The organism is uncultured Romboutsia sp., from assembly GCF_958366745.1.
Taxonomy (GTDB): Bacteria; Bacillota; Clostridia; order Peptostreptococcales; family Peptostreptococcaceae; genus Romboutsia; species Romboutsia timonensis.
On the sequence record NZ_CATXCO010000146.1, the window covers coordinates 1 to 6,305 of the forward strand.

A 6,305-nucleotide genomic window follows, 5' to 3' on the forward strand; every position below is an offset into this window, starting at 1 on the left:
TAGGTTTAATTTTAGGATATGTAATATTTCATATTTTACTTTGTCAAATATTTGGATATATAATCTGCATAAAAATAATTTTTTATTAATATAATGTAATAATTATTGAGGTGATTTCTAATGAATTGTGAACAAAGTCAGTTGTTTATTACTCCTGAAATATTATTTTTATCACTTATTCTTTTTTTACTTATAACTAAAGTTGATTGGGAAACTATACTTTAAATAATAACATATATCTATTTTATAATTTTTTTTATAATTTTTAATAATAAGTATCGCATTTTAAATATTTACATAAGGTAGGTGGTATAAAATGAGAACTTGTAAACAATGTGATTCTGAAATGGTTAATGGTTTTGATATTAAAGTTGATGGTGCTTCATATGGTATTAAAATTACTAAAAATAGCACTATATTTTCAGAGAGAATAGAAAAACCTAAAGTTGCAATTTGTCCAAAATGTGGTGAAGTATCATTATACATTGAAAAATTAGATAAAATTTCAAGTAGATAATATTAGCAAAAATAAAAAGGATAATTAATGTAAGTTTTAATTATCCTTTTTGTTTTAGTTTTTTTTAAATCTTACCATTCTTAATATATGTATTAACACTTAGCTTATATAAAAATAAACTAGTTTAAAGCTTCTCTATTAAGAGTTATACTACCTCCTATACCTCCACTACCTAACATTAAACTTCTGCTTCCTGTTCTAAACTTATAAAAATTCACATTATAATGTATAGTAGGTCTTTTAATGTCAAATATTTCTTCATCAAATTTTATACCCTTTGGTATTTCAAATGTTATTTCTTTTTCACATCCTGAATCTATACCATATATTTTGTTATCATCAAATTGATCTACTTCAAATCCTTTTATATAAACATTATTTTGTATATAGTAACCATTTTCATCGACATTTTCTTCATTATCAAACTTATAATCAAAAGAAAGCTCCATATCATTTAAAGATGCTATATCTTTACTATTATTTTTAACTAATATACTTATTGTGTATCTATTTTTATTTTCTTTATAACCGTTATATTCTATTGCTATTTCTTTTTCAGGTTCTTCAAAAGGTTCATCATTTATACTTTTAACTGTTATAGCGAAAAAAGATATTAATAATACTATAGGTATACATATTATTAAACTTATTTTTATAAACTTTTTATTCATATTAATCCCCCTAGTTTGCTATTTCTTTTTTAGTGTATATTTTAGTAGATATATACATTGAAGCTAAATATATTACTATGCATACACCTGTAGTTAAAAATAGCTTTAAATTATTATATAAAAGCTTAGCTCCTCCATCTGATGAACGCATAATACCTATAGGTTGCATTGAATAGAAGATAACAATAACTAAGGTAATACCTGTAATTAAATTTATAGCTATATAGCTTTTGTTATATCCATATTTAAAGATTATAGGTAATGTTATAGATACTAATAGTAATAATAAATTTAAAATAATTAATATAGATTCTATAGTTAGTAGATCTACATACCATATACTTTTTATTACATAAGAGTATATATAACTAAATATTAATGATATTAGAATTATAATTGTTGAAAGTATGTACTTGCTATAAACTATATCTTCTTTATCTATAGGCATACTATTAAAAAAATAATCACATTTATTTAACTCATCTATTTGAAAGCTTTTAATTATAAATATATAACTTAAAAACAATGGTATTGCTACAGTTGCAAATGGCATAAGTATAGTTGAAAATACAACTATTCCTACAAGTAATTTTATTATCATTTTAAAATCAGTCTTGAAGCATGACCTTATATCTTTTTTTAGTAAATTAATCATTTATAGTCTCCCCTCCCATGTAGTAAAGTATCTCCTCTAGTGTTGCTTTAGATATATTATCACTATTTTTATATCCTGATTCTATAAATATTCCTTCACTAAAGTATCGTTCATCTTTTCTTTTTATAAAATCTATGTTAGTGTTATCAAGCATTTCTTTACTACCTCTTATGATTTTGTAATTTTCATCTATAAAATCTTTACTTTCACTAAATACAAGCTTTCCTTTATTTATAAAAGTTATATAATCTGCCATATGTTCTAAGTCTTGTGTTATATGTGTTGAAAATATAGCTGACTTATCTCCACTTTCTAATTCTTCTTGAATAAGCTTTATCATATCCTTTCTAAATATAGGATCAATTCCTGATGTTGGCTCATCTAGTATTAAAAGCTTTGCCGAATGAGAAAGTGCTTTTGCAAGCATCAACTTTATACTTTGACCTTTTGATAGATTCTTTATTTTCGTCTTTTTAGATATTTGAAATTTATCTAGATACTCTTTAAACTTTTTATTATCAAAATTCTTATAAAATGATGCTACTATCTTTTCAAAATCAGATACATTTAAATTTTCATAAAAATATAAATTATCATATACAAAACCTATATTTTCTTTAAATCTCATAGGATTATTTTTTACATTTTCTCCCATAAAGTATATATTGCCTTCATCTTGATTTAATAGATTCATTATAATTTTTATAAGTGTAGTTTTACCTGATCCATTAGGTCCAATAAGTCCCATTATAAATCCTTCTTTTAGTTCAAATGATATGTTATCTAAGTAAAATCCATCAAATCTTTTACTTACATTTTCTAATCTAAGCATATTAATCCCCCTCATATAAGCTTTCTAATATTGATATTAATTCACTTTTTTGTAAACCTATTATTTTTGATAAGTTTATAGATTCTTCTAATTTATCTTCAATCTCTCTTAATTTAGCTTCATATACTAGCTCTTTATTAAAAGATGATACATAGCACCCCTTTCCAGGTACTGTATTTATAAGATTTTGCTTTTCTAATTCTTCATAAGCTCTTTTAGTTGTTATAAAACTTATATTTAAATCTTTTGCTAATGCTCTTATTGATGGTAATTGTTCATTTTCCTTTAAATTATTTGATAGTATAGCTTCTTTTATTTGATTTACTATCTGTAGATATATTGGTAACTCTGATGAATTAGATATTATTATATTCATTTTGACCCCTTTCTGTATCAACTGTATAATAACAGTATATACAGTTAGTACAGTTTTGTAAATATATAATTTAAAGTAAGTTAACAAAACACTTTATAAATATAACTATTAGTAGTCCTATTTATTGTATAAAACAAATTCTAAATTTAAATATGCAATTAGCTAAATATAAATAAAAGACTAGGATATCCTTATATTGATTTCATATTTTTAACTTTAAATATTAAATCAAGAGAGAATTTTAAAATCAATTCAATCTTTTTATTAATAATAGTATATGTATTAGTTTTTCTATTTATATTTTATATAGTAATTGACAAATAAAGTTAGCTACAATAGTTAATATCTTCTTTTGTAGTATCATTTTTAATTCCTATATCTGATGCTATAACCGTTATTATATTCATAATTATAAATATACTAAATCCTAATCTATATCCTAAAACAATATCTGTACTACTTTGTATAATAAATGCTATTATTAAATTTATAAGCCCGCTACCTATAAATTCTGATGTATTTACTATACTAGTAGATAATCCAGAATACTTTTCTTCATTTTTATATTTAACATCATTAAAAGCTTGCAAATGCCCCATATTTATACATCCAATTATAAAAAATGCTATAGGTAGTATTATTATAGGCGGTTTTACTTTACATAATATAATTATATATCCCCATATTAATATATTTATAAATGCTCCTATTTTTAATATATTAAATTTACTGCATTTTATCTTGTTAAACAAAAAATTCATAAACATAGAGCCCACTACAAATCCATATGTAAAAAATGATATTATAAAAGCTGATACACTTTTACTTACGTTATATACATCAGTTATATAAGTAACACCCCATAAACTTGTAAATGCAGTAGATATCCCAACTAAAGAAAATAATATAAGTGAGTTATACCATGTTGATTTATTAGTAAAAACTGACTTTAGTCCATCTTGTAATCTAATTTTTTCTGCTTGTTCTACTTTTAAATCCACATTAAATCCATAATCCTTAGGAGTATTCCTAACTATTAAATATATACTTATTCCTATTGCTATACCTACTACACCAATTAGTATAAATGAGTTTCTCCACCCTATATAATCATTTAAATATACTAATGGAAATGTTGCAAATACTGTTCCCAAATTCCCTATAAATGCAAACTTAGCTGTTATAGATGGAAACTCTTCCTTTTTAAACCAATTTCCTTGAACCTTAAACATAGCAAGCAGTATTACAGATGTACCAATACCAACCATAATTCTAGATAGATATGCTAAATAAACATTGTTCATAGTTCTTTACCATATCTATTATTTAATATGATAAAAATCTTTATTAGTAGGTTCATATAATGCTTCTGAATTTCCACTGTGTCTAAACTTAGACATCTCTTCATATATCTTAACCCTAGCTTCATTTATATCTCCAATAGGCCTATGTTCTATTAAACTATGCCCTGGAGAAAATGATAAGTTTTCTGCTAATTTATATCTTTCCTTTGTTGCAAATATTTGAATAGGAATTTTTAGCGTTGCTACTTTTACTATTTTTGATTTTTTTATATCCCATGTTATAGATGCATCATTTGTAGGCATTTCATTTTCATTTGTTTGAATTCGTATCAGAAAATCAAATGTTGCCTCATGTTTTTTCAGATGATTTTGCATATTTTCACTTAAATAAGTAGCAGTTAAATTTTTAGGAAGTTTACTTTTATATGTGGATGTTGGAATTAATATATATTTTACAATCTTATCTCCAAACATATATGGTGCAGTACTAAAGTATCTTACATCAAGAGGACTTGTTTCATGCTTCATATTTTTTATTAAATTTAATATCTTTACTAACTTTCCTTGAATTAATAGTTCTCCTCCAAATATTAATGGATTTGATTTTGTCATATAATAAATTGCATCATGAAATAACTTTAATGTTCCAATGGGCATTATGTTAGTATTTATAAGTAAAAAATCTTGCGTACCACTTTCGTTAGACTCACATTTTTCTCCATCTATACCTAGTAACTTTATAGCAAATCCTCTAATGTCTTTTGAATTATCTCCTTTAGTTTTTGGATTAGAATTTGATATTCGTATAAATGCATTATATGTTTTAGGGCTTTTAAATACTCCTATTTTATACTCTTTTGGTAAGTTTTCATTTACTATAAATTGTGCTTTTAATAAACCTAAACACTTAGAATGTGCTTCTCTTTTTATATGATTTTTTTATAATCTTTTTTTGTTTTCTCTTTTAACATATTTATTATATTTTCTGTTAATTCTTCATTAGTATATTTTTTCAATTTAATTTCTCCTTATATAATTTAAACTTTAATAATTAGATTATGCTTAAAATTTAAATTATATATACTTTTATAAGTTTTTTTGTTTTGTGAATATTTTTATTTCTACTAGGATATGTGTATTTTTATATTAAGAATTCTCATATAAAAATACAAAGAGCTATAACCATATATTATTTATAGTCATAGCCCTTTGTATTAAAATTTATTTTTAATAAAGCTTATCATATTTTCTTTATTTTCTTCAAGTTGCTTAACTCTATTAACATTAGCTCCTGATGGATGAGGAAATCCAATTAAAATTTGATTTTCACCTATAATTCCATCATCTTTTAATTTTAATAATACTTCCTCCACTGCTCTGCCTAATGGTATTAGTAATACTTCTTTATAGTTCTCTATTTTCTTAAATTCATCTACAAAATTTTCATATATATATTTCATTAAAAATTCACTTTTAATTAGCTTTGGTGTATGCCCCGTATAGTTTTCTTTTTTTACAAACACAGGGTATGGAATAAGAGATACTGTATGTAGTAAATAGTCCTTCTCTTCAAATATTTCACTTACACTTTCTATATGTAGTGCTTCATTTAACTTTATATCATTTAGCATATTAATTATATTCTTTCTTAAGCTACCACTAAATCTAGCTGCAACTTTACATCTATATTGAACCTCATTAATATCATCTGTAAATTCTAACTCTTTTCTAGCTGTTGATATAGCTGTACTCATTTGTTGAAATCCAGGAGTTATACCTACAATAAATATTTTTGCCTTTTGATTAAAATATTCATTATGTGGAGCATAATATATCTCTATATTATTTTCTTTCTCAATAAGAAAGTCTTCTATTAATAATTCTTCTTTTGTATATTTATCTTTTATAGGTAGCTTTTTTATTATATCTTTATAATCATATAATGTTTTT

9 protein-coding genes are annotated in these 6,305 nt (G+C 23.6%); 2 read left to right on the forward strand and 7 right to left on the reverse strand.

The genetic code is table 11. The annotated features are described in order from the left end of the window. Positions 1-316: 316 nt before the first annotated feature. Complete coding sequence (locus Q5F54_RS09535) at positions 317-517, forward strand: nucleic acid-binding protein (protein ID WP_288526632.1); 201 nt, start codon at positions 317-319, stop codon at positions 515-517. A 119-nt stretch (positions 518-636) separates the two neighbouring features. Here Q5F54_RS09535 and Q5F54_RS09540 read toward each other — a convergent pair whose 3' ends face one another. The 6 genes from Q5F54_RS09540 to Q5F54_RS09565 all read right to left on the reverse strand — a co-directional run bounded on the left by Q5F54_RS09540 (position 637) and on the right by Q5F54_RS09565 (position 4,967). Further along, entirely contained in the window at positions 637-1,188 is a 552-nt protein-coding gene (locus tag Q5F54_RS09540) for a hypothetical protein (RefSeq protein WP_302334313.1), read from the reverse strand. 10 nt (positions 1,189-1,198) lie between these two features. Next, a complete protein-coding gene (locus Q5F54_RS09545; protein WP_302334314.1) occupies positions 1,199-1,843 on the reverse strand; it encodes an ABC-2 transporter permease in 645 nt (214 codons plus the stop codon). Then, positions 1,836-2,675, reverse strand: a complete 840-nt coding sequence (locus tag Q5F54_RS09550; RefSeq protein WP_302334315.1) for an ABC transporter ATP-binding protein — start codon at positions 2,673-2,675, stop codon at positions 1,836-1,838. The genes Q5F54_RS09545 and Q5F54_RS09550 overlap by 8 nt, the downstream gene beginning before the upstream one ends. A gap of 1 nt (position 2,676) precedes the next feature. Beyond that, positions 2,677-3,051: a GntR family transcriptional regulator gene (locus Q5F54_RS09555; protein WP_071120454.1), complete on the reverse strand. Its 375-nt coding sequence runs from the start codon at positions 3,049-3,051 to the stop codon at positions 2,677-2,679. A gap of 326 nt (positions 3,052-3,377) precedes the next feature. Next, positions 3,378-4,355, reverse strand: a complete 978-nt coding sequence (locus tag Q5F54_RS09560; protein WP_302334316.1) for an MFS transporter — start codon at positions 4,353-4,355, stop codon at positions 3,378-3,380. Positions 4,356-4,373: 18 nt separating this feature from the next. After that, positions 4,374-4,967 (reverse strand): hypothetical protein, encoded by a 594-nt coding sequence (locus tag Q5F54_RS09565; protein WP_302334317.1) that lies wholly within the window; start codon positions 4,965-4,967, stop codon positions 4,374-4,376. Positions 4,968-5,013: 46 nt separating this feature from the next. On the opposite strand from Q5F54_RS09565, the gene Q5F54_RS09570 reads away from it, so the two are divergent. Next, entirely contained in the window at positions 5,014-5,289 is a 276-nt protein-coding gene (locus Q5F54_RS09570) for a hypothetical protein (protein WP_302334318.1), read from the forward strand. 280 nt (positions 5,290-5,569) lie between these two features. Here Q5F54_RS09570 and Q5F54_RS09575 read toward each other — a convergent pair. Next, positions 5,570-6,305, reverse strand: a 736-nt coding sequence (locus Q5F54_RS09575) for a hypothetical protein (protein ID WP_302334319.1), incomplete at its 5' end; no start/stop codon positions are given.

What these genes read in the sequence shown, in the direction of transcription:
- Q5F54_RS09535 (WP_288526632.1), top strand. Translation starts at nt 317, where the DNA reads ATGAGAACTTGTAAACAATGTGATTCTGAAATGGTTAATGGTTTTGAT.
- Q5F54_RS09540 (WP_302334313.1), bottom strand. Translation starts at nt 1,188, where the DNA reads ATGAATAAAAAGTTTATAAAAATAAGTTTAATAATATGTATACCTATA.
- Q5F54_RS09545 (WP_302334314.1), bottom strand. Translation starts at nt 1,843, where the DNA reads ATGATTAATTTACTAAAAAAAGATATAAGGTCATGCTTCAAGACTGAT.
- Q5F54_RS09550 (WP_302334315.1), bottom strand. Translation starts at nt 2,675, where the DNA reads ATGCTTAGATTAGAAAATGTAAGTAAAAGATTTGATGGATTTTACTTA.
- Q5F54_RS09555 (WP_071120454.1), bottom strand. Translation starts at nt 3,051, where the DNA reads ATGAATATAATAATATCTAATTCATCAGAGTTACCAATATATCTACAG.
- Q5F54_RS09560 (WP_302334316.1), bottom strand. Translation starts at nt 4,355, where the DNA reads ATGAACAATGTTTATTTAGCATATCTATCTAGAATTATGGTTGGTATT.
- Q5F54_RS09565 (WP_302334317.1), bottom strand. Translation starts at nt 4,967, where the DNA reads ATGACAAAATCAAATCCATTAATATTTGGAGGAGAACTATTAATTCAA.
- Q5F54_RS09570 (WP_302334318.1), top strand. Translation starts at nt 5,014, where the DNA reads ATGTTAGTATTTATAAGTAAAAAATCTTGCGTACCACTTTCGTTAGAC.